Raw genomic sequence first — 19,921 nt, 5'->3', positions numbered from 1 at the left:
TGAAGTTTGGTTGGTCCGAAACGAGCATATACAAATAGCGGTTCAAGAGAAAATAGTTCTAAAACCCTATCTGGCCTCTATCTTGGCTATTTTCCCATTCAATCATCTTATCAATAAAATCCCCGACAATATCAAGGACAACATTCGAATTTAGCGATTCTGGTGGGTATTCCTTTCCTATAATCAGATTCTCGTAATCCGAGCCTAACTCTGGCAATTCAGGCTTTTTAATTACGGTCATTATGTTACCATTTTTTAGCTGGGCAAAGATCAAGCTACCACCTTTTTTAATAAATCTCTTTCCTGTGAAATGATCTCTGAAATTAGTTACTTCATCATTTAATACTAAAATTACAGAATTGTGATTTTCAACAGCGTCGTTGAGTTCTGCCCTCGCGGGTAGATCACTATTTAATGACAAATTTTTCAATAAATCGAAAATCAAGTCTCTGATTTTGTTTTGCCACGTTTCTTGTTTTTTCTTAATCAGGTCTTTTGCAGCAAGATAACTTTGTACTTTGGCATTGATTTGTTCAATTTTCATTTTTATTTTCATTAAATGTTGCACAATTTAAAGATTTCTCATGCATATATCACCATATACTGATTTTCTGCGAAACTCTCTGAATCGTCGTCAGCTTTCACAAATTTCTTCTTTTCCCCGGGGGCCTTGGAATCGTAGTGAAACGAATCATTGCGGTTGATTTATAATATGGATTTTACGAAGTAACTTTGCCCTCCCGGGGAATCAAAGCATTCATGTATTTTTGAGTCTGCTCTTCTTCAAATGAACCCTTATAGTCCTGCGTCGTGCTCAGGCTGGAATGCCCTAATGATTGCGATATAAACGGTAGCGGAACTTCTGAGCGCAGTACGGTAGTGGCGAAGGAGTCGGACTACGTAGATCCTAACATCGGATTCGATACCAAGTTCTTTTGCAATCAACGACATGTTAGTCTTATCCCTATTTTCAGGTAAAAAATCAACGGGATGTGTGAAGCCGCGACCCACTCTCGCAACTTGGACAAACACCTACAAAAATCACAGTTGTTTAACGGACATTCAAAAGTTAATTTCGTAAAAAGCAACCAGTGGGGATGGCGAATATTTTTTAGAGATACGAAGCTGATATAAGGGAAGGTCAATTTGGATCTACTGATTGACCTCAAGCCAATGTTTAAATTCTTCCAACCTTAAGCGGCAAGAGTCAACCAATTTATTTCCCGATGGGTAGCAACTTAGGATGTAGAGTTCGGCTTCTACGAATGCTTGGGGGTCTACGATTGTACTAAACTTGTTTAATTTGACAGGGCCTTCCGGCAGCTGCCGATCTTTGAAATATTCCTCTAATTCTTCGACGCTCATGAAAACCGTGATTAGTTATGACTTACTTTAACGCCTATCCGTGATCTGCTTTGGTATCAACCCACTGACAACTAAGGGTAATAGAATCACGCTTATGACTTGACGGCTATGCCCAGGAAAGGGAGCGAGAGGCGCAAAAGTCAAGAAGGCCAATACCGAAGTCCGCGTTGCTGTAACAAGAATTATTCATCATCAGCATCATCACCTTTTTCTATCAATTCGAATTCCTCAGTTGGGGAAAAGAAATTGTCATTGCTCAGCGATGAAATTGCATACACCTTTCCGTTGTTAATAATAGCTTTAATCATTTCACCCTCCATTTCGCGTGTGGTTTTCACACCCGTGATTTCCATGCAACGCAAGACAAAGTGGCCAAAGAAGTCTGAACCTTCATTGGGAATTGAGCTAAATAGGGATGGACCACCAAATACATAGTAATCTTCATTGACTTTTATTTCCATTGAAGCTGATAGCGCTCCGGATCCTACTACTGTCCACACGTCTCCGTCATTGTTACGGTGGATCTCAAAATCAACTATTTCAGCTACGATTGCATTTGATGTGTCTAGCATAGATTCGGATTTTAGGTTATAAGTCGATCACTTCAATAATCGAGCCTAACGTATCAGACTCGGCTGGCTGATCTGATCGAATGAAAGTCAGACAAGGGTTGCCACATTCACCCCGTCAGCCATTCTCAGCTTCAACCATTTTTCAAAAATTTTCAATGGATTGCAAGAACTGGAAGGCATTTTGGCATCTTTCATACTCCGATGATCTTGACTTGAGTTCATTAATTTGATACTATTGATGTCAAATACACGATACTATTAACATCATCAACACTAAAAATCATGCTTGATATTCAGAAAAGGGACTTTTTCCTGTCCGAAGCTACGCCGTACCTAAATCAGCTGAAACCTGAGAGCCGTAGGCATTTGGGGACGTTTTATTTGTGTTATGTGGATTGCGCAAACTACGCAGTCACGTTCAAATACACTGATAAATGGGAAATCAAGACATGTATAAAATGGATGAGGTGATATGTCACATTGGGAAAGAAACTATTTTGGAGAAAGCGAAATACGGGTTGACGACGTGGTATTTCTCGAAAACGGAATGATTGTTGACTGTCTGAAATGTCCGGCTTACGTCCACCAATACGAGAGTCCATATTCCACCGCAACGGCTATCCGTAGAATTACTATTGGAGTAAAATATGACCGACAAATCAAGCTGGACGTAATCAGAAGCCATATATTTTCAACTATTCAAGCCGCGTTTGACTTTTTTAAGATTCCATTGGACGATGATCTCGCCAGGCGGTACATTCGACATCAGGTCCCAGATTTTGATGAGTCGCCATTTTGTGTGCCGCAGGGCTTGTATGTTGTTAGTGGCATGAGCAAGTATCTGCGCGGCCAAATTATTACATGTACGACCTACAAACCGGACGAGAGCCGACCGAAACTCAACGTATGTTTTCATCAGGGATATTCCCACGAAACCAATATTGAGAGGTTGCGAGTAATCAAAGATCCTGAAAACTTTGACGGATAGAATAAATTTATACTTTAGGTACAAAATTTATATGGTATGCTTATACTTCCAGACGACTTCAAAATTGATTGGGGGGAGCTAACGCTCGACATTAAAATCCATACAAGCAATGACCGTAAAGTCTTCGAGGTGACTTTTCCTGATGGCAGGCCAAGGCTCTTTCTTAGCAGGTCGGTGGTTGCAAGCGGGCATAAAGTATGGATGTCAATACCGGAAGGCAGACAGATTGAGGCTTTACCGATAGGCAAGCTCATTGTAAAGTATTTTCAACAGCAGCAAAACCAGCAATAGTATGTGTTATTACAACGGCCAGAAAGTAACGAAAGCTGAATATATCGAGCTTATGCAGCTGGAAAAATATATTGCAAATATGCCTGAATTAAAACGGCCGACCGTTCTCGGTCCCGAATCACCTCAAATGGTTGTATTAAAACCAAACTCAGGGCACACTGACTTTGATGTGACAACTATGAGGTGGGGTTACATTCCAAAAGGCATTGCAAATCTGGAACAGGTTAGGAGGTTCGAAAATGGCTATAAAAAAGATGATGGCACATTTCAAACTGGTTATGACACGGAGAACGCCCGCGGAGAGGAATTGTTCTGGACCAATCCTAAGACGAATAAGCCGAAAATTTTCCGTGATTCTGCGCTCGAAAACCGCTGCCTGATTATTTCGCATCAGTATTATGAATGGCATCACATTTACAGGACTAACAAGCGCACTGGAGAGCTATTAAAAACACCTGATAAGTATCCATTTGCGATCAAGGTAAAAGGTCGCGAGTATTTTTATATGGCCGGGCTCTGGAATACCTGGACTGATAAAGATACCGGCGAATCGTTCGATACGTTGGCGATGGTAACAACTGATGCAAACCCTTTGACCGCAAAAATCCACAATTCGAAAAAACGAATGCCTACCATCCTTCCTGACCAGCTCGCATGGGAATGGATGATGACGGATCTGCCACAGGATAGGATAACGGAGTTAGCGAGCTTTCAATTTCCAGAGGACCATATGGAAGCATTCTCAATCAATCAGAAATTTCAGTTTACTGGCGAAGATCCTTACCAGGTGACCTACCCAGAACTTGCGGACTTAAACAATCCAGGAGGCGCTCAACCGGCTCAGATGTCGCTATTCTGATAATTGTGGTAAACTAGCTCGTAATCTGAGAGGTCGATTTTGTACTTGTCTTCCAGCATAGGTATATCCTCATTCTCATCGAAGAACTCATAAGTTTGTGGCAAGTGAGGAACTGAGGGCAGGCTGTTGAATTCTGCGAGGTAATAGCCTTCTCCTTCGCTGAGCTCAATCACTCCGAATACGGGCGCTTGTTCTGTCGATCTGAGCTTGTGTCTTAGTACTTGTGCCATTTCGATTGGATTAGTTTTAGCAAAAATAAAAAGTCTGATCGATCATCACCTGATTTTTGTCATAGGGATTGAATTTAACTACAATCGAGGCTCCGGCTTTGAACATGTCATATTTTTCAAAAGGAAGCTGGCATTTGACCTCGGAAACAAAAAAACGCATTGAAGATGGCCGAACCAGGATCACGAGGTTTGCGATAACTTCTTTGCCATCGCGGGAGAGACAGTGATTAGCTCGGAGAACTGTCGCTTCCGCGTGCTGGCCCGATTTCGCTAGATGGGATACTGAGAAATGAGAACGTAATGCCAATCCTGAGATGATGAGAGCTACTCCCGAAACCAAAGTGATCAAGATGGCTGCCTCAGTGTTGATGTCAATTTTATCCCAAAGTATCTGCATAACCCCTCCGTTTTGAACCGAAGTAAAATCACTGCAAACTAGTGGTAAAATCCCTTGATTCTCCGGCGAAAACAAATTATTAAACGGCAACTGTATATTGTTTAAGAGAAGAAGGCAACAACGGGCAAGTGCCCTAAAGTGAGCTTTTAGAAGAAGGTGAAAATCACTTTGCATCAATACCCCTAGCCCTTCTCATGGTCGAGACAACACCCCTCAAAGAGCGGGTCAACCTCCTAATAGTCTACGGCTCGTGGGGTAGAGGCGTAGACTATCGTGAAATATTTTCAGGAATTACAGTTTTTTTTCTTAAGCAAAGTGTTATATCTTTGCAATGCAAATAGGCCGACCGGAAATGAAACCAGCCGACCAAATTTGATACAAGTGAGACCGGATATGTTTTCGAATCTCGCAGGATTTCGATAAACAAGCGGGTGGCGACCCCACTTTTGGCTTAAGGCCTAGTTTATCAGAAATAAATTAACCGGGTCACCGCCCTCCCAGCGGCTCCCGGGCGAATCAACTACCGTTTTATCCGGATAGTGATTCTTCGCGTAACTGTGACACGTACCGGAACGATACGTCTTACAACAGTGACACTTGTGCTTGTTCTTCTAATCATTGGACTTAGAGCGTCAAGGTTACGAACCCAAGTTGATCGGCCGGGAACATCGCCGATTACCGCTGACTTAATGTTCGAGATTAAATCAGCAACAATATCTAAACGGCACCTGCTTCAACAGGTGCTTTTTGTTTCTTTAGAATGGAAGATCATCTTCTTCGTCATAACTACTGCTTGTATAATCTGGATCTGGCTCATCTTCTACTTCGCCTGTTAGTGAGGAGACCGCTTGTTGTTTGTCCTCATCCTCCTCATCATCATCGTCTACTGATTTATCCCTATTAAACTTACGAGGCTCGTATTCAAATTCCAAAGATGTGTATCCGTGTCCAATATCATCTTTTGATGGGTGAAACTCCTCAATGATATACTTGTATCCTCCCGCATCTGTTCCAACCCATTCCGGTAACCCGTAGAATACTTTTTTCCAGTTTTGATTATATCTAACTGAAATCAAGCTACCTTCCTCAATCATGGCGTTAACGGGTGTCCTCAAAAATGTTTCCGACTTCAAGTCGTGTGCATTTAAATAGTCTTTTACCTCATCTCCTAGAAATTTCAGCTTTACAAAGCGCCCTATTTGTTTAAGGGTGTATGTAATCTGAGTTTTTCTATCTGAATGAAATGGAAATTCTACATCTTCCTCCTCATTCGTTTCATATTCTGATCTCTGAAAGGTGTCTCGATTAGATGCTACATTTGCCAAATCCTCAATAGAGGGTGTCAAAGGTTGAGCATCCGGTAAAAACTTCGTAAAATGTTCTATCGAAACTTCATAGCCAGACTTCCTCTTTAGAAGACTCTGAATTTCGGAATCAACCTGCGCCTTTGCTTCATTAAGACTCCTGATTGCTTCGATTGCGATATTTGGTTCCATTTTACTTGGAAATCTAGTTATGATAATATATATTTGCAGCAAGAAAATAGTGGAGCCAACGGGAATCCAACCCGCACAGAATGGTCTCAAGTCGCTCTGTGTTGTAGCACAACTAGCCCCTTATTATTCTTACTTCCGAAATTTGCTCACTCCGCCGTCCAAAGTCAGAGTGGGCTTTTTCATGTATCAATATTACGAGATATTACAGAATAACACAAGCAAACACGAAGAAAAAGAAGAAATATTTTTGTATTTCTCGTGTTCCCTCTCTGTTTGTAATTCTAAATCGAACCATATCTACAGGTTAATTCTACATGTCTCCAAATTTCTTTTATATTATTAATGTTTGGAGTAGAATTATATCCATATATCTGGTTGACCACAAAAAAAGAGGCATTTAGCCTCTCTGAAGCCGTAACTCTGCACTCTTTACCTATCGCCAGCCCCGGATTTTGGTTCTCTCATTAACTTTCCAGTGTTATCGTAATAGTACACGTAGGTATCATCACATCCCAGACCTATGATGTCTAAAGGCCTGCTAGTGGGGTTGACAGCAAAGGCCGTGTCGGCCGCCAACATCAGACAAGTTGCGCTCAAAAGTACGATGCTAAACGAAAAGGTGATCACTAAAATTCTTTGGCTTCCGCGATCCAGATTCAAGAAGAAAGTTTTCATAAGCAGTAAGGTTTATGTATAATGAAACAAGTTACTGAGAATCAAGCACTATTTCAATCTTGTCCCAACTCATATATAGTTGCCATTTAATCAATAATCTTGTCGTCGCCAGGGATTAAGGCATTCATGTATCTTTGAGTCTGCTCGTCTTCAAAGGCCCCTAAATAATCCTGTGTTGTGCTCAAACTGGAATGCCCCAGTGACTGTGAAATAAATGGTAGTGGAACGTCTGACCGTAGCAGGGTGGTGGCGAAGGAGTGTCGGGCAACATAGGTTGTAACATCAGATTCAATGCCAAGTTCTTTTGCAATTAATGCCATTTGGTAATTTACCTGATTGATGGTTTTGCGGACCTGGTATGTCTTCTCTCTTTCCGTCATCTCGACCGAAATGAAGTCGAAGACGTAGTCTGTCGCGCTGTTTTTTGGTGCTGCCCACCGTTCAATGATCTGCTTAACTTGCGGCAGAAGACGAATTACAACGGTTAGTCCTTTTTCTTCTTTTGTGTCCTTGGTCTTGTTTCGAACAAAGGATATCCTAGTTAAATCTTTGCTAAAATTACTCCATCTTAAACGGCATATATCCGCAAAATTAATCCCGTTGCAGTAATAGGAAAATGCCCACATATCACGCGCATGCATTCTGTCTTGGTTGGGGTGATCGAACCTAAGGATTTTAGAAATCACGGCGGAATCAAGTGCTTTTTTGGGTTTCCTGCCTTTCGGAATCTTATAACCCCGTTTACCTATTGGAAAATTTGTTTCAGGAATGACTTTGTCTTCAAGTGCGCGCTGTAAAACGTCAGAAAAACATTTGGTGTAATATGCGACGGTGGTCATTTTTACCGGGCGCCGTGCTTTGCCAGTTTTATCGGTTCCGCCGCGGGTAAGCATGTATTTTTCATAGCGATTGAGAAAATCCGTAGTGATCATTTTCATCGGGAGCTTAGGGTTAACCTTGGACGTTAAGCCCTCATCGGTTATGTACCTGATCATACTTTGCCTTGCCGATCGATATATGCCTTCTCTATTATATTTCTCCTCTTCTGCGAATTGGTTAACCCGGGCATCAAGCGCTTTTAGAAGATCGGTTTGAATTTCCCCTCCAGCAAAATCATTTAAAAGCATTTGATTAAATTCCTCGAAACTGAAATTAACGTCCAGATCAGAAATTGCTTTTTGTGCACGGAAAAGTAGCGATTCTTTTACTTTGCCAGTAACATCGTCAAAGTAGTATTGGCCATAGACCCTGTTCCAGAGATTCCTCTGATCCTCGTTACGGATCTTTCCCGACAAACCAATTTTATTCTTCTTTAAAAATTCAACATCTTTCTCAGGCAATACTATTCCTGTCGGAACAAGTTTTTGCTGATCATTGAAGTAGACAGAAAGCTTAACGGAGGATTGGCCGTCCTTCATCCGCCGCTTATCGAAGAACACAGATACGGAGGCTTTTTTCATTCAATATTCACAGTGAAATTCACAATGATTCGAGTAACAATAGACTCTTTTGATATCGCAAAATACTAAAATAATATCGGCTTTAACAACTTAAATAGCTGAAAAACAATGATATTGTATCAAGGAAGCATAGTGATAATTCCCATAGGAGAATTCGTCGAGGTAATTCATGTAAACAGGCAATCGGTAGCTAACGCAATACTACTATTTATAATCCACAAGCAGCAAAACGCGTTCCAAAAAACCGGATTATTTGCACGGCCCGGGATTGGCTGATAGTTGTTTTGTTTTTGTATTTTTGAGAAATGCCAACCGGTGATTTTAATCAATGAGCTTCTAAAATGCATTAGAAAACAATGCTATTTGTAAATTTCGACCCATTCCCGAGTTTAGAAACTGGCCGTTTGTTGCTGCACTGTATGTCCGAAGGGCATACGCCGGATATGTTCAGGCTAAGAAGCAATCCGCTCGCCATGCAATACATCGGCAAGCCCTTGCTCGCTTCCGAAAATGAGGCCAGAGACCTGATAGATGCTTATAACAGAAACTTGAAGGAAAAGATCGGCATTACATGGGGAATTTCATTGATGGATATGGAAACCAGGAAAAGTGAAGGCGCTTTGATCGGCACAATTGGATTTCATAAAATGGATCTTTATAACCATCGCGCTGAGATCGGCTATATGATACATCCTGATCATTGGGCAAAAGGAATAATGAGTGAAGCAATAAAACGAATCATTGATTACGGGTTCAAGGATATGCATTTTCACAGCATAGAAGCGAAGATCAGCCCTGAAAACGACGCTTCACGGAAAATTTTACTGAAACATGGTTTTGAGAAGGAAGCCTATTTTAAAGAAAGTTTTTATGAAAACGGGCGGTTTCTGGATACGGAAATTTATTCTTTATTAGATAAAACAGCATAAAAAAAATAGCTGCTCCTCCCGGGGCAGCTATTTTTTTTATGCTGGAAATGATCAGTTCTCTGAGCCTATTTTAAGAATCGCTTTGTCAATGAAATATTGACCCGTTCCTTCTTCGCCGATCACATCAAATAATTCAATCGCACGACGAGCGTTATCCTCTTCTTCAATTTGCTCATTCACAAACCATTGCAGGAAGCTTTCCGTAGCGTAGTCTTCTTCTCTGCGGCTTTGCGTTACAATTCTGTTGATTGACTGTGTTACGGCTATTTCGCTTTGGAGCGCTGCTTCAAAAACACTTCTGAACGTCGCAAATTCTTGCTTAACTGCTGCAACTTCAGGAGAAACCGCTGTTCCGCCCACAGTCATAATGTAGTTGAAAATTTTAAGCATGTGTCCACGCTCTTCGTCAGACTGCTTAAGAAAATATTTTGCGCTGTTTTTGAATCCGTTACGGTCACACCATGAAGCCATGGCCAGATATTTGGCAGAAGCTTCCGCTTCCATTTTCACCTGATTGTTCAAAAGTATTTCTATTTCCTCTTTCAGGGAAGTCCGTTGTCTTAATAAATCTCTCATGGTTTACTTTCTTTTATTTGTATTAACAAGTACAAATATCATGCGAAAGTTCAGCATTACAAACGAAACCCGAAATTTGGAATTGGTCTAATATGATCGAAATGAGCTATTTAGACTAATTCTGACTCGTTAAATAACAACTCGTGTAAAAGAGAATTAAGCTCGATTGCAAAGTGGGTGCCGTTTACCAGTTCTCTGAGCTGGATCACCTCGCAAAGGGTAAGTTTGTGATTGATATTGAGCTGAGGCGCTTCAACGAACTCATAGTCAGAGTCATCGGAGAGGTCAAAAATCCTGCTGTGGATATCAATGTTGTTAATGAAGCGGCGGAAATTCAGGAAATCCTGAATTCTGAACAAAGCCTGCATTTCACCAAAATGAAGAATGATTTTAGCTGTTAAATCGCACTGGAGACTGAATCCTTTCGCAGTACTGAACAATTCATTTGGGGTATTCACTGACAGCAATCTATTTGAATCGTGGAAATTGTTGCACAAATATAACCGCAAACTAAATGTGAAGCAAGTTTATTTGTAAGCAATCTAATTACAGGGAGGGAGTTATGATGCCGTTTGCATATTATGATCTTTTGCCGAAGTGCCGGATAATGGTACAATCCACTTTTTTTTCCGCATACCATATCTCGTAATTTTTTTGAAGATTTATCCAAAATTCAGCGGAGTTGCCAAATGCTTCCGAAAGCTTCACAGCAAGTTCGGAAGTGATAGCTGCTTTTTCATTGACAACAGCGGAAAGCGTCTGGCGTGATACACCGAGTCCATTAGCCACTTTAGTGATCGTCAGACCCCTTTCCACAATATATTCTTCTCTTAAAATTTCTCCTGGATGAACAGGAGCAAGGTTTCTTTTTATCATACTTATTAATGATAATCTACGTAATCAACGTCCAAAATCTCACCATTTGCAAAACGAAAGATGATTCGAAAATTTGGAGACACTTTAACCGACCAGAATTGACTTAAACTTCCGGTAAGCTTATGCACGCCAGATCCAAGGTGGACAATGTCTTCAATACAAGTAACCGCATCTAGCTGATCAAGAATCCGGTTGATCTTCCGCAAATACACCGCTGGCAATTTTGAGCCGTCACCATTTTGATAATATGCCAACAGCCCTTTATGCTTAAAGGTGACAATCATTATATTAGTGTGTGTAATTTATAAAAAGTCTTAGCTAGTTCCCAGCCTTTGCCCAGTTATCCCTTAATGTTACTGTTCGGTTGAAGATAAGCTTTTCTGTGCTGTCGGGGTCTTTGGCGAAGTAACCCTTTCTCAGGAACTGGAATGATTCACCTTCTCTGGCTTCGTTGAGTGCTGGCTCTGCGTAACCGGTGATGATTTCCAGAGATTTCGGGTTGATGTAATCTTTGAAATCGCCTTCTTCCGATGAAGGGTCTTCAACGGAGAAAAGTCGGTCGTAAAGCCGTACTTCGATCTCCTGTGCATGCGGAACGGAAACCCAGTGCAAGGTGCCTTTTACATTAATGCCGGTTGTGTCATGCCCGCTTTTGCTGTTTTCAATGTATGAGCAATGCACTTCCGTTATTTCTCCACTTTCATCTTTTACGAAATCGTCGCACTGGATAATGTATGCGCTTTTCAGGCGGACCATTTTGCCCGGTGCCAGGCGAAAATATTTCTTGGACGGCGTTTCCATAAAATCCTCTTTCTCAATATAAATCTCTCTTGAAAAAGGGACTTCACGATTTCCGGTTAAGATGTCCTCCGGATTATTTTCGCTGTGGCACATTTCCGTAACACCCTCCGGGAAGTTGGTAATGACCACTTTCAAAGGATCCAAAACTACCATTCTGCGCAGCGCCTTTTTGTTCAAATCCTCGCGGACGCAGAATTCCAGCAGGCCTACATCGATCATATTTTCACGACGCGCCACGCCGATCCGGTCGCAAAAATCACGGATGCTTTCTGGCGTGTATCCTCTTCTGCGCAGGCCGCTAATGGTAGGCATTCTTGGGTCATCCCAGCCATTCACATGTTTTTCCTGAACCAGTTGCAACAATTTCCGCTTGCTGGTCACTGTATAATTCAGGTTACGGCGTGCGAATTCGTACTGGTGCGAAGGATAAATGCCCAGTTTTTCAATGATCCAATCGTACAATTCACGGTGAGGCACAAATTCTAATGTGCAAATGGAATGGGTCACTGTTTCGATTGAATCGCTTTGGCCGTGAGCGAAATCGTACATCGGATATATGCACCATGTGTTGCCTGTGCGGTGATGATGCGCGTGTTTGATCCGGTAAAGAATCGGGTCACGCATGAGCATGTTAATATGCGCCATGTCAATTTTAGCACGAAGCGTGCGGCTTCCGTCCGGAAAATCGCCGTTTTTCATTTGTTCAAAAAGCACAAGATTTTCTTCAACCGAGCGGCTTCTGTAAATGTTGTCTTTTCCAGGTTCGGTCGGAGTGCCTTTCATTAATGCAATCTCCTCGGAAGTAGAGTCGTCCACGTAGGCCAATCCTTTGTTGATCAGCTCTATCGCATATTGATATAATGTATCAAAATAGTCAGAAGCGTAAAGCTCGTTTTCCCATTCAAACCCCATCCAGCGGATGTCGTTCTTAATGCTTTCCACGTATTCCGTGTCCTCGGTAACCGGGTTGGTGTCGTCGAAACGAAGATTTGTGTAGCCAGGGAATTTTTTGGTTAACCCAAAATTAAGGCAAATGCTGGACGCATGGCCAATATGCAAATAGCCGTTTGGCTCGGGGGGAAATCTTGTTATGATCTGGGTATATTTTCCTGCCTGCAAATCCGCCTCCACAATTTCCTCAATAAAATTCAGGCTTTTCTCTTCTTTTTTCTCTTCCGTAATCATACTAAAATGGAAATATTTTTCGATTTTCAAAGTTAACCTTCTTCCCAACAAAACCAGCAATGAACTGCGGCAAATCGCAAATCCGGCCGGTTTCCGTTACTTTTGCAAAATGCGCTATTTTCTCGAATTCAGCTATAAAGGAACTGCCTACAACGGCTGGCAAAAACAAAACAATGCATTGGGCGTCCAGCAGGTCCTGGAAGAAGCGCTCGCGAAAGTCCTTCGGCTACCGATTGAAATTACAGGCAGCAGCAGGACAGACACGGGCGTACATGCAGAACAACAATTTGCGCATTTTGATTTAGAAAATCAGATTGAAGACTTTGAACTGCTGATTTACAAACTCAATGGGCTCATTCCCAGGGACATTGCTGTGCGCAGGATCATTCCAGTCTCCGAAAACATCAATTCGAGATTTGCAGCCACACACCGCAAATACGAATACCGTATTACCAAGCGGAAAAACCCGTTTCTGACAGAATTGGCTTACTTTCTAAAAGCTGACCTGAATGTGGAGTTAATGAACGAAGCTGCCGCATTGCTTTTGACATTCAATGATTTTGAAAGTTTTAGCAAGATCCATACACAAGTCAATAATTTCCGATGCACCATTACCGAGGCCGTTTGGATTGATTCGGAAGACATGCTGGTTTTTCACATCCGCGCTAATCGTTTTCTGCGTGGAATGGTCAGAGCGTTGGTAGGGACGCTGCTGGAAGTAGGAAAAGGTAAAAGGACAGTCGCTGATTTTGAACGGGTTATCCTTGCAAAAAACAGGAAAGTTGCTGGCGCCCAAGCTCCGGCCGAAGGCCTTTTTCTCGTAGAAGTAGGATATGATTTTATTTAAATCGCGTCCTTACTGAATTGATTATTGACCAAACGGAAAATACCCAGCGGATTGCTGTTCTTCAACTCATCCGGTAAAAGCGTATCCGGCCAGCCCTGGAACGATTGCGGTCTAACAAAACGCAGAATAGAATGTCGGCCGACCGATGTGAATTTGGCGTCCGCCGTAGCCGGAAACGGTCCGCCGTGATGCATGGAAGGGCAGACTTCCACACCCGTGGGAACACCATTCAGAATAAATCGACCGGAAATCTGCGAGAGCTTGTCGACTATGTCCTTATTTGTGTTAACCTCACTTTCCTCAGCCATGAGTGAGCAGGTTAACTGTCCTTTCAGGTGAGCAATGGCTTCGAGCATTTCATTTGTATCCTCACAAATAACAAGCAGCGAGAACGGCCCGAAAACCTCTTCATGTAATTTAGGATTTGCAATAAAACTTTTGCCGGAAACGGTTGCAATAGATGCCTGCGCCTGATTTTCCTCACCAGACATCTGCGCCGAAACAGCCAATATATTTACATCTTGCTGCTCAAAGGCATGATCACGGAGCTTGTAATAATTTTTGCATATGCCCGCAGTTAACATTGTAGCGGAAGTGGTTGTCAGGATTTCATTTTTGTAGGAGTCTGTGAATGTAATCAGACCCTGCGTTTTGGTCACAAATACAAGTCCGGGATTGGTGCAAAACTGCCCCGCACCGAGGCTTACCGAGCCAGCAAGCGTTTTTCCGAGCTCCAAGGCATTGTTTTCCAGATATTCCGGCAGAACAACAATCGGGTTAACGCTGCCCATCTCTGCAAAAACAGCAATGGGTTCGTCACGTTCCTGCGCCATTTTGAAAAGGGCCATTCCGCCTTTCATCGAGCCGGTAAAACCAACGGCTTTGCTTGCCGGATGCTTCACCAAAGCGGTTCCTACTTCAAAACCATCATCGTATAGCATAGAGAAAACGCCGTCCGGCATTCCTGTCCTTTGCGCGGCCTTTACAATCGCCTGCGCCGTAAGATCACTTACGCCGGGATGTGCGGCGTGCGCCTTTACAACAACCGGATTTCCTGCTGCCAAAGCCGGACCGGTATCCACGCCAGCCACAGAATAGGCAAACGGAAAATTACTCGAGCCAAAAATAATGACCGGGCCAATAGGGACGAGCATCTTGCGAATGTCGGGCTTGGGGACAGGCTGACGATCGGGTAGGGCAGTGTCGATAGATGCGTCTACCCATGATCCTTCACAAAGCAGTTCCGCGAATTGGGTAAGCTGGTTGATCGTGCGTGCGCGCTCGCCTTGCAGGCGTGCAAAGGGCAGGCCGGTTTCCAGACTGGCCCTTTCGAGCAAAATGTCACCAATCGCCAGGATTTCTTCTGTTATAGCGATCAGAAAATCGGCCCTTCTAATAGCAGGGATTTTTGCATATTCTGCAAAAGCCTTGCTGGCAAGGGTCATCGTCTGATGAACTTCATCATTTGTCGCTGTATGAAAAGTTTCAGGAAGAAATGCATCTTTTGCGGGCACGTAAGATTGAAATGTGCGATCGCCCTGGCTGGAAAGTGAGTAGCCAATGTAATTTTTACCTTTGATCTCCATAGTTTGATTGTGTCAGACAAGACGAGCAATAAGGTCATCCACTGAAATTCCTTCGGCCTCCGCTTTGAAATTCCGGATAATTCTGTGGCGTAACACAGGCAATGCTACTGCTTTCACATCTTCAATGTCGGGAGAATATTTTCCCGATAGTAATGCATTACATTTTGCAGCCAGGATAAGCGCCTGTGAAGCCCGCGGGCCGGCGCCCCACTCGAGATAATCATTGGTGTCTTTTACAGCCAGACCGGCGGCAGGCCTGGTTTTGTGAACCAGCTTTACCGCGTATTCGATCACGTGATCGGTTACCGGGACGCGCCTTACCAAATGTTGGAAATCCATGATCTCCTCGGCAGAAACGACTTTTTGAACCTGGTAACGAACGTCGTTGGTTGTATTCTTAACAATATTTACTTCCTCTGCATAGGAAGGATAATCCAGCTGGATCATAAACATGAAACGGTCAAGCTGGGCTTCGGGCAGGGGATAGGTCCCTTCCTGTTCAATCGGATTTTGCGTGGCCAAAACAAAGAATGGACGCTCTAATGTGTGTTTAGCACCGGCAATGGTCACGGAATACTCCTGCATCGCTTCCAAAAGTGCGGATTGCGTTTTCGGCGGTGTCCGGTTAATCTCATCGGCCAGGATAATGTTTGCGAAAACAGGCCCTTTGATGAATTTAAAGTTACGGTTCTGGTCCAATGTCTCCGAGCCGAGAATGTCCGACGGCATTAAGTCGGGCGTGAACTGGATCCGGTTGAAATTCAAGTCGAGAGAAGATGCAATGGTCTGGATAAGAAGCGTTTTGGCTAACCCGGGAACGCCTACCAACAGGCAGTGGCCCTGGCAAAAAATAGCGGTAAGCAACCCTTTTACAACCTCATCCTGTCCGATAATCACATTTCCAATCTCACTCCGGATTTTATCGTAAGCTACTTTCATAGCTTCGGCAGCTTCAACGTCCGATGAATACTTCACAATTTGTAGGATTAAATTTTCAACTCCTTTAACCGCAATAATCTCTTAAAAAAGCTAAATATCGTTTGCCAAAGCCTCTAAACCGAGCACTTTGCAATCCTTATATTCGGGTTCAATGCTGATGAAAACGTCACCCTGCGCTTTTTTAAACCATTCTTCCAATGCATTGTTTCGTTTGTTGCTGAGCACGATCTGAGAGAGTTTTTCGTAATCGTCGCGCAGGTTGGCTGTGTGCGGCTCTGATTTGCTTTTATACCAGATGATACGCATCGCGCTTCTTCCGTCTTCTGTCCGATAGGCCACCGGCTTGCTCAGGTCACCGACTTTCATCGTGTCAATAGCAAAATACAATGCCGGGTCCATAGAGGCATCCAGGGTGAGGCGGGCTATGCCCGTATTTCTGTCCATGATTAAGCCTCCGGATTCAGCGGTTTCCTTATCTTCCGAGTTGTCGAGTGCTGCTTTCGCAAATTTCAATGTGTTGATTTCAATTAGATTCCTAAGGCTGTCCAGTGCGCGGATGGCCGAGGTCATGTCCGTTCCTTTATTATAATCGGGCCTAAGCAGGATGTGTCTTGCATGATATTCTGCACCACGCGTTTCAATCAGTTTAATCAAGTGGAAACCAAATTGCGATTCAATAACATCTGACATTTCACCGGGCTTCAATGCCAATGCTGCTCCTTCGAACTCAGGCACCATTGCGCCACGTTTTGCAAAATTCAGGTCACCGCCATTTTTCGCCGAACCAAGGTCTTCCGAGTAAATCTGTGCTAATGTCGCAAAATCTTCGCCTTTTTCGGCACGCTGCTTCAGTTCGAGCAATTGTTGTCTTAATTTATCTTTTTGCTCGCGGGTTACCGTTCCTAATTTGACAATGTGCCCAATTTCCACTTCGGAAGGAATGTAGGGAAGACTGTCTTTTGGAATGGAATTGAAAAACTTGCGCACTTCACTTGGCGTGATTTTTACATTGCCGGAAATGGTCCGCTGCATTTTTTCTACGATTTTCTGCTCCTTAACCTGCGTGCGAAGTTCGCTTTTCAGGTTTTCTATGCTTTTTCCGTACGCTTCCACAATGTTCTTTTCCGAACCGAAACGCTGGACCATATAGCCCATTTTGGCATCCAGTTCGCCATCCACTTCTTTGTCTTCCACGACAACGGAGTCAATCTCAGCTTTGGCCAAAAGCATTTTATTAATGATGAGGGATTCCAGAAGCTGGCATTTTTCAGGTGCTGCGCGGCCCTCTGCTTTATACTGATTGTACATTTCCTCCAGTTCGGAGTTTAAAATGTAGTGATTATCAACCCTGGCAATGATCTTATCAATGCTTATTCCTTGCTGGCCCTGTCCGAAACTAATGATGCTGAAAAACAGTGAAAAAACTGCAATCAGACCGGGCGCCGTTACTTTATTTATTTTCATACGTCTATTTGATTCTCCTTTATCTGTTCGGGTTACTGTGGTTTTGCCAGCAAATACGGTTTACGAAATGCTAAAATACGTTTAACGCTTAATTTTTTCTAATTCTTGTGCGTTCACTTTTACAGGGAATTTTTCCTGCAACCGGCTTATCAGTTGCTTTTCAAGTTCTTTTTGGTAATCATTAATCACGCTGCCCCTTGCTTCGGCGAATGTCTTGCTGCGTGCAGGATCAATTTTTTGTACAGATGTCCAGAAAACCATATTGTTATCCGTCACCGTTTGTTCGCCTGTCTGCCATTTAAATTTGGTAAACAAAGGGTTTTCTTTGGTAAAATATCCATCCCGGATCATAACGGCGTCGGGCTTATCGGCATTGTAAATTTTTTCGACATCGCTTTTCGACTGGCTGTAAAACTGGAAGCTCACGCGCCGGTTCCGGTCCGCCTCAGCAGCCTGCCTGAATGATCCATAATCTTTTTCGATGATCCTCAAAATCGGGATGTTCCTGCCATTTAAATATTTTACCACGTTCCGAATCCGGTTGGCGGATGTAATCTCACTTTCGTCGGGCGATCTGTAACCTGCGATTTCTACAATGTAATCAGGATTCTTTTCCATTACAATATAAACGTCCGTTAGCGCATCAAGTTGCTCATTCTCAACTTCCGTTGCGTTGGCACCAAACAGAATTTCCTTCGATCTCCTTTCCAGCTTATATGGGCTTTGCGCCAAGGTTCTCTTGATCGCATTGACTGTCTGCGTGTCCTTTGCGGAAACGATCGTGGCCAGAGCGCGTTCAGGGAAGTTATAACGCTCTTTATTCCGGTCATAAAATGCTTTCTGACCCGTCGAATCCGTAAGAGAGCGTCCCCAAACCTGCTCTTCCATCACCTGCGAAAGCAACACGCCTTCTTTGATCTCACTCATTACACTGCGGAATTCGGCATTGGTTTCCTCTAAATGTTCCTTTTCGTAATCTGCCAGACTTTCGGTCAGATAATCATTGTAATATTTGCGAAAAACAACCGCTGCCGATGCGTCTTTCGATTTGGCCTGCTGCTTTCTTTTTACATAATTCAAAAAGCTTAGTGCGTCGTATGATTGCTCCTCAATCTTAAATAACGCAGCAGAGGCCCAATCTGTTGACACGGCTCTCATATAATCCCAATTTCCGGACTTAATGGTGCTGTCGCCCAGCGCCGCAACGGCATTCCACTCCGCTGCATTTTCCTGCACCTTGTATTTCTCCCGAAGCCGTCTTGCGTTTGCCTGTTCCAGGATTTTCCCCCTTGAATCTGTCACAACTTTTTTGCGCAGCGAGGGCGCCATAACGCTGTAAGGTTCTAATGCGCGTTTTTCAGCCAGCCTTACAATGTGCCAGCCGTAAATCGTCAGCACAGGTTTGGAATACGCATTTACTTTGGTCAGAGCAAAAGCAGCGTCTTCAATTTCGGGCACCATTTGTCCTATGCCGAACATGGGGAGTAGCCCCTTGTTTTTCCTCGATTGCTTATCATCTGAGAAGCTTTCCACTACGGCCTCCCAGTCTTCGCCACTTTCGAGCAGACTATATGCCTCATCAATCCGCGCTTTTGCAGATTCCTTTTGTGCAGCAGTTCCGGCGGTATCCTGCTGCACCATAATGTGCGCAATCCGCACCATTCCCCTGTTTGAACGACGATCCGTCACCTTCACCAGATGGTAACCCGCTTTCGTGCGCACAGGCTGAGAAACTTTGCCGACCGGCAATGTGTAGGCAGCGGTTTCAATCGGGTACAGGGTTTGAAAAGCAGTGAAGTAACCCAGGTCACCTCTTGTTCTGGAAGCAACCGGATCCTTGGAAAACTTAGCGGCCAGATCTCCGAAATCATTACCTTCTTCCAATCTTCCCCGGAGCGCAACTGCCGCCCGGTAAGCTTCGAGTGTGTCGGCAGGCGAAGCGTCTTCCGACACGCCAATGAGGATATGGGAAGCCCTGACTTCCTGTTTTAGCCTGTTATAGGCCTCAGTGGAAAGCTTTTCGACGAGTGACTTGTCAACCAGATGATTTTTAGCAAGCTGCTCGCGATAGGATGTGATTTCTTCTTTATAGTCTTGCGTTGTATCCTTCCCCTCGCTTTTGGCATGCAGAACCTTGATTTTTAAGTCTTTATATAAATTAAAATATTCCTCAGGAGTTAATTCGCGCGTTGAATCAGAAGCATTTTTGTTTTTGTTATATGAATCCTGATAATCCTCTGTTGAAAATTTTTCATTTCCTATTTCCAGTAATGCAGGCGTTTCGGTTACTACTATTTGTTGAGGAGGAGCAGTTGTTTTACAGGAGCTTACAGCCAGCAGCGCAAGCAAGGCAATGTTGTATTGTATTTTAAGCATGTTTACTAA

General features: G+C 43.4%; 21 protein-coding genes. 5 read left to right on the top strand and 16 right to left on the bottom strand.

The window, feature by feature from the left end; genetic code table 11:
- Positions 1–58 precede the first annotated feature (58 nt).
- The 3 genes from MUK70_RS12740 to MUK70_RS12735 form a co-directional block, all read right to left on the bottom strand.
- Positions 59–544 carry a hypothetical protein gene (locus MUK70_RS12740; protein WP_234652621.1) on the bottom strand — a complete coding sequence of 162 codons (486 nt, stop codon included), beginning with the start codon at positions 542–544 and terminating at the stop codon, positions 59–61.
- Positions 545–1,152: 608 nt separating this feature from the next.
- Complete coding sequence (locus MUK70_RS31150) at positions 1,153–1,365, bottom strand: DUF6965 family protein (RefSeq protein ID WP_374759702.1); 213 nt, start codon at positions 1,363–1,365, stop codon at positions 1,153–1,155.
- A 182-nt stretch (positions 1,366–1,547) separates the two neighbouring features.
- Positions 1,548–1,937: a hypothetical protein gene (locus tag MUK70_RS12735; protein ID WP_234652620.1), complete on the bottom strand. Its 390-nt coding sequence runs from the start codon at positions 1,935–1,937 to the stop codon at positions 1,548–1,550.
- Positions 1,938–2,409: 472 nt separating this feature from the next.
- On the opposite strand from MUK70_RS12735, the gene MUK70_RS12730 reads away from it, so the two are divergent.
- The 3 genes from MUK70_RS12730 to MUK70_RS12720 are packed head-to-tail and all read left to right on the top strand — an operon-like array spanning position 2,410 to position 4,075.
- A complete protein-coding gene (locus MUK70_RS12730) occupies positions 2,410–2,925 on the top strand; it encodes a hypothetical protein (protein WP_234652617.1) in 516 nt (171 codons plus the stop codon).
- A gap of 36 nt (positions 2,926–2,961) precedes the next feature.
- Positions 2,962–3,216, top strand: a complete 255-nt coding sequence (locus MUK70_RS12725; protein WP_234652615.1) for a hypothetical protein — start codon at positions 2,962–2,964, stop codon at positions 3,214–3,216.
- 1 nt (position 3,217) lies between these two features.
- Complete coding sequence (locus tag MUK70_RS12720) at positions 3,218–4,075, top strand: SOS response-associated peptidase (protein ID WP_234652613.1); 858 nt, start codon at positions 3,218–3,220, stop codon at positions 4,073–4,075.
- Here MUK70_RS12720 and MUK70_RS12715 read toward each other — a convergent pair.
- The 4 genes from MUK70_RS12715 to MUK70_RS12700 form a co-directional block, all read right to left on the bottom strand.
- Positions 4,057–4,305, bottom strand: coding sequence for a hypothetical protein (locus MUK70_RS12715; RefSeq protein ID WP_234652611.1), 249 nt, complete (start codon positions 4,303–4,305; stop codon positions 4,057–4,059). The two genes, MUK70_RS12720 and MUK70_RS12715, sit on opposite strands and share 19 nt — an antisense overlap.
- Positions 4,306–4,321: 16 nt before the next feature.
- Positions 4,322–4,702, bottom strand: a complete 381-nt coding sequence (locus tag MUK70_RS12710; RefSeq protein ID WP_234652609.1) for a hypothetical protein — start codon at positions 4,700–4,702, stop codon at positions 4,322–4,324.
- A gap of 755 nt (positions 4,703–5,457) precedes the next feature.
- Positions 5,458–6,198, bottom strand: a complete 741-nt coding sequence (locus tag MUK70_RS12705) for a hypothetical protein (protein WP_234652607.1) — start codon at positions 6,196–6,198, stop codon at positions 5,458–5,460.
- Positions 6,199–6,959: 761 nt separating this feature from the next.
- Positions 6,960–8,333 (bottom strand): tyrosine-type recombinase/integrase, encoded by a 1,374-nt coding sequence (locus tag MUK70_RS12700; protein WP_234652605.1) that lies wholly within the window; start codon positions 8,331–8,333, stop codon positions 6,960–6,962.
- Positions 8,334–8,689: 356 nt separating this feature from the next.
- On the opposite strand from MUK70_RS12700, the gene MUK70_RS12695 reads away from it, so the two are divergent.
- On the top strand, positions 8,690–9,262 hold the full coding sequence (locus tag MUK70_RS12695; protein WP_234652603.1) for a GNAT family N-acetyltransferase: 573 nt from the start codon (positions 8,690–8,692) through the stop codon (positions 9,260–9,262).
- A gap of 51 nt (positions 9,263–9,313) precedes the next feature.
- Here the strand turns inward: MUK70_RS12695 and MUK70_RS12690 are convergent, their stop codons facing one another.
- The 5 genes from MUK70_RS12690 to MUK70_RS12670 form a co-directional block, all read right to left on the bottom strand.
- The gene (locus tag MUK70_RS12690; RefSeq protein WP_233845553.1) at positions 9,314–9,838 is read right to left on the bottom strand and encodes a ferritin; all 525 of its coding nucleotides are present in this window, start codon (positions 9,836–9,838) and stop codon (positions 9,314–9,316) included.
- Positions 9,839–9,948: 110 nt separating this feature from the next.
- Positions 9,949–10,296 (bottom strand): hypothetical protein, encoded by a 348-nt coding sequence (locus tag MUK70_RS12685; RefSeq protein WP_234652601.1) that lies wholly within the window; start codon positions 10,294–10,296, stop codon positions 9,949–9,951.
- Positions 10,297–10,417: 121 nt separating this feature from the next.
- Positions 10,418–10,714, bottom strand: a complete 297-nt coding sequence (locus tag MUK70_RS12680; RefSeq protein WP_234652591.1) for a HigA family addiction module antitoxin — start codon at positions 10,712–10,714, stop codon at positions 10,418–10,420.
- A gap of 5 nt (positions 10,715–10,719) precedes the next feature.
- Positions 10,720–10,998, bottom strand: coding sequence for a type II toxin-antitoxin system RelE/ParE family toxin (locus MUK70_RS12675; protein ID WP_234607563.1), 279 nt, complete (start codon positions 10,996–10,998; stop codon positions 10,720–10,722).
- A 34-nt stretch (positions 10,999–11,032) separates the two neighbouring features.
- Positions 11,033–12,700, bottom strand: a complete 1,668-nt coding sequence (locus tag MUK70_RS12670) for a glutamine--tRNA ligase/YqeY domain fusion protein (protein WP_234655366.1) — start codon at positions 12,698–12,700, stop codon at positions 11,033–11,035.
- Between the two features lie 109 nt (positions 12,701–12,809).
- Between MUK70_RS12670 and truA the strand changes: the two genes are divergently transcribed.
- Entirely contained in the window at positions 12,810–13,547 is a 738-nt protein-coding gene (gene truA, locus MUK70_RS12665) for a tRNA pseudouridine(38-40) synthase TruA (RefSeq protein WP_234652589.1), read from the top strand.
- Here the strand turns inward: truA and MUK70_RS12660 are convergent.
- The 4 genes from MUK70_RS12660 to MUK70_RS12645 all read right to left on the bottom strand — a co-directional run bounded on the left by MUK70_RS12660 (position 13,544) and on the right by MUK70_RS12645 (position 19,912).
- Complete coding sequence (locus MUK70_RS12660; RefSeq protein ID WP_234652587.1) at positions 13,544–15,133, bottom strand: aldehyde dehydrogenase (NADP(+)); 1,590 nt, start codon at positions 15,131–15,133, stop codon at positions 13,544–13,546. The two genes, truA and MUK70_RS12660, sit on opposite strands and share 4 nt — an antisense overlap.
- Before the next feature lie 12 nt (positions 15,134–15,145).
- Positions 15,146–16,108: an AAA family ATPase gene (locus MUK70_RS12655; protein WP_234607560.1), complete on the bottom strand. Its 963-nt coding sequence runs from the start codon at positions 16,106–16,108 to the stop codon at positions 15,146–15,148.
- Positions 16,109–16,162: 54 nt separating this feature from the next.
- Entirely contained in the window at positions 16,163–17,536 is a 1,374-nt protein-coding gene (locus MUK70_RS12650; RefSeq protein WP_234652586.1) for a peptidylprolyl isomerase, read from the bottom strand.
- Between the two features lie 81 nt (positions 17,537–17,617).
- Positions 17,618–19,912, bottom strand: a complete 2,295-nt coding sequence (locus tag MUK70_RS12645) for a peptidylprolyl isomerase (protein WP_234652584.1) — start codon at positions 19,910–19,912, stop codon at positions 17,618–17,620.
- Positions 19,913–19,921 lie beyond the last annotated feature (9 nt).

The sequence above is a fragment of the Dyadobacter chenwenxiniae genome, from assembly GCF_022869785.1.
Lineage (GTDB): Bacteria > Bacteroidota > Bacteroidia > Cytophagales > Spirosomataceae > Dyadobacter > Dyadobacter chenwenxiniae.
Note: the sequence above shows the minus strand (reverse complement) of the source record. Positions and strands in the feature narration are given on the sequence as shown.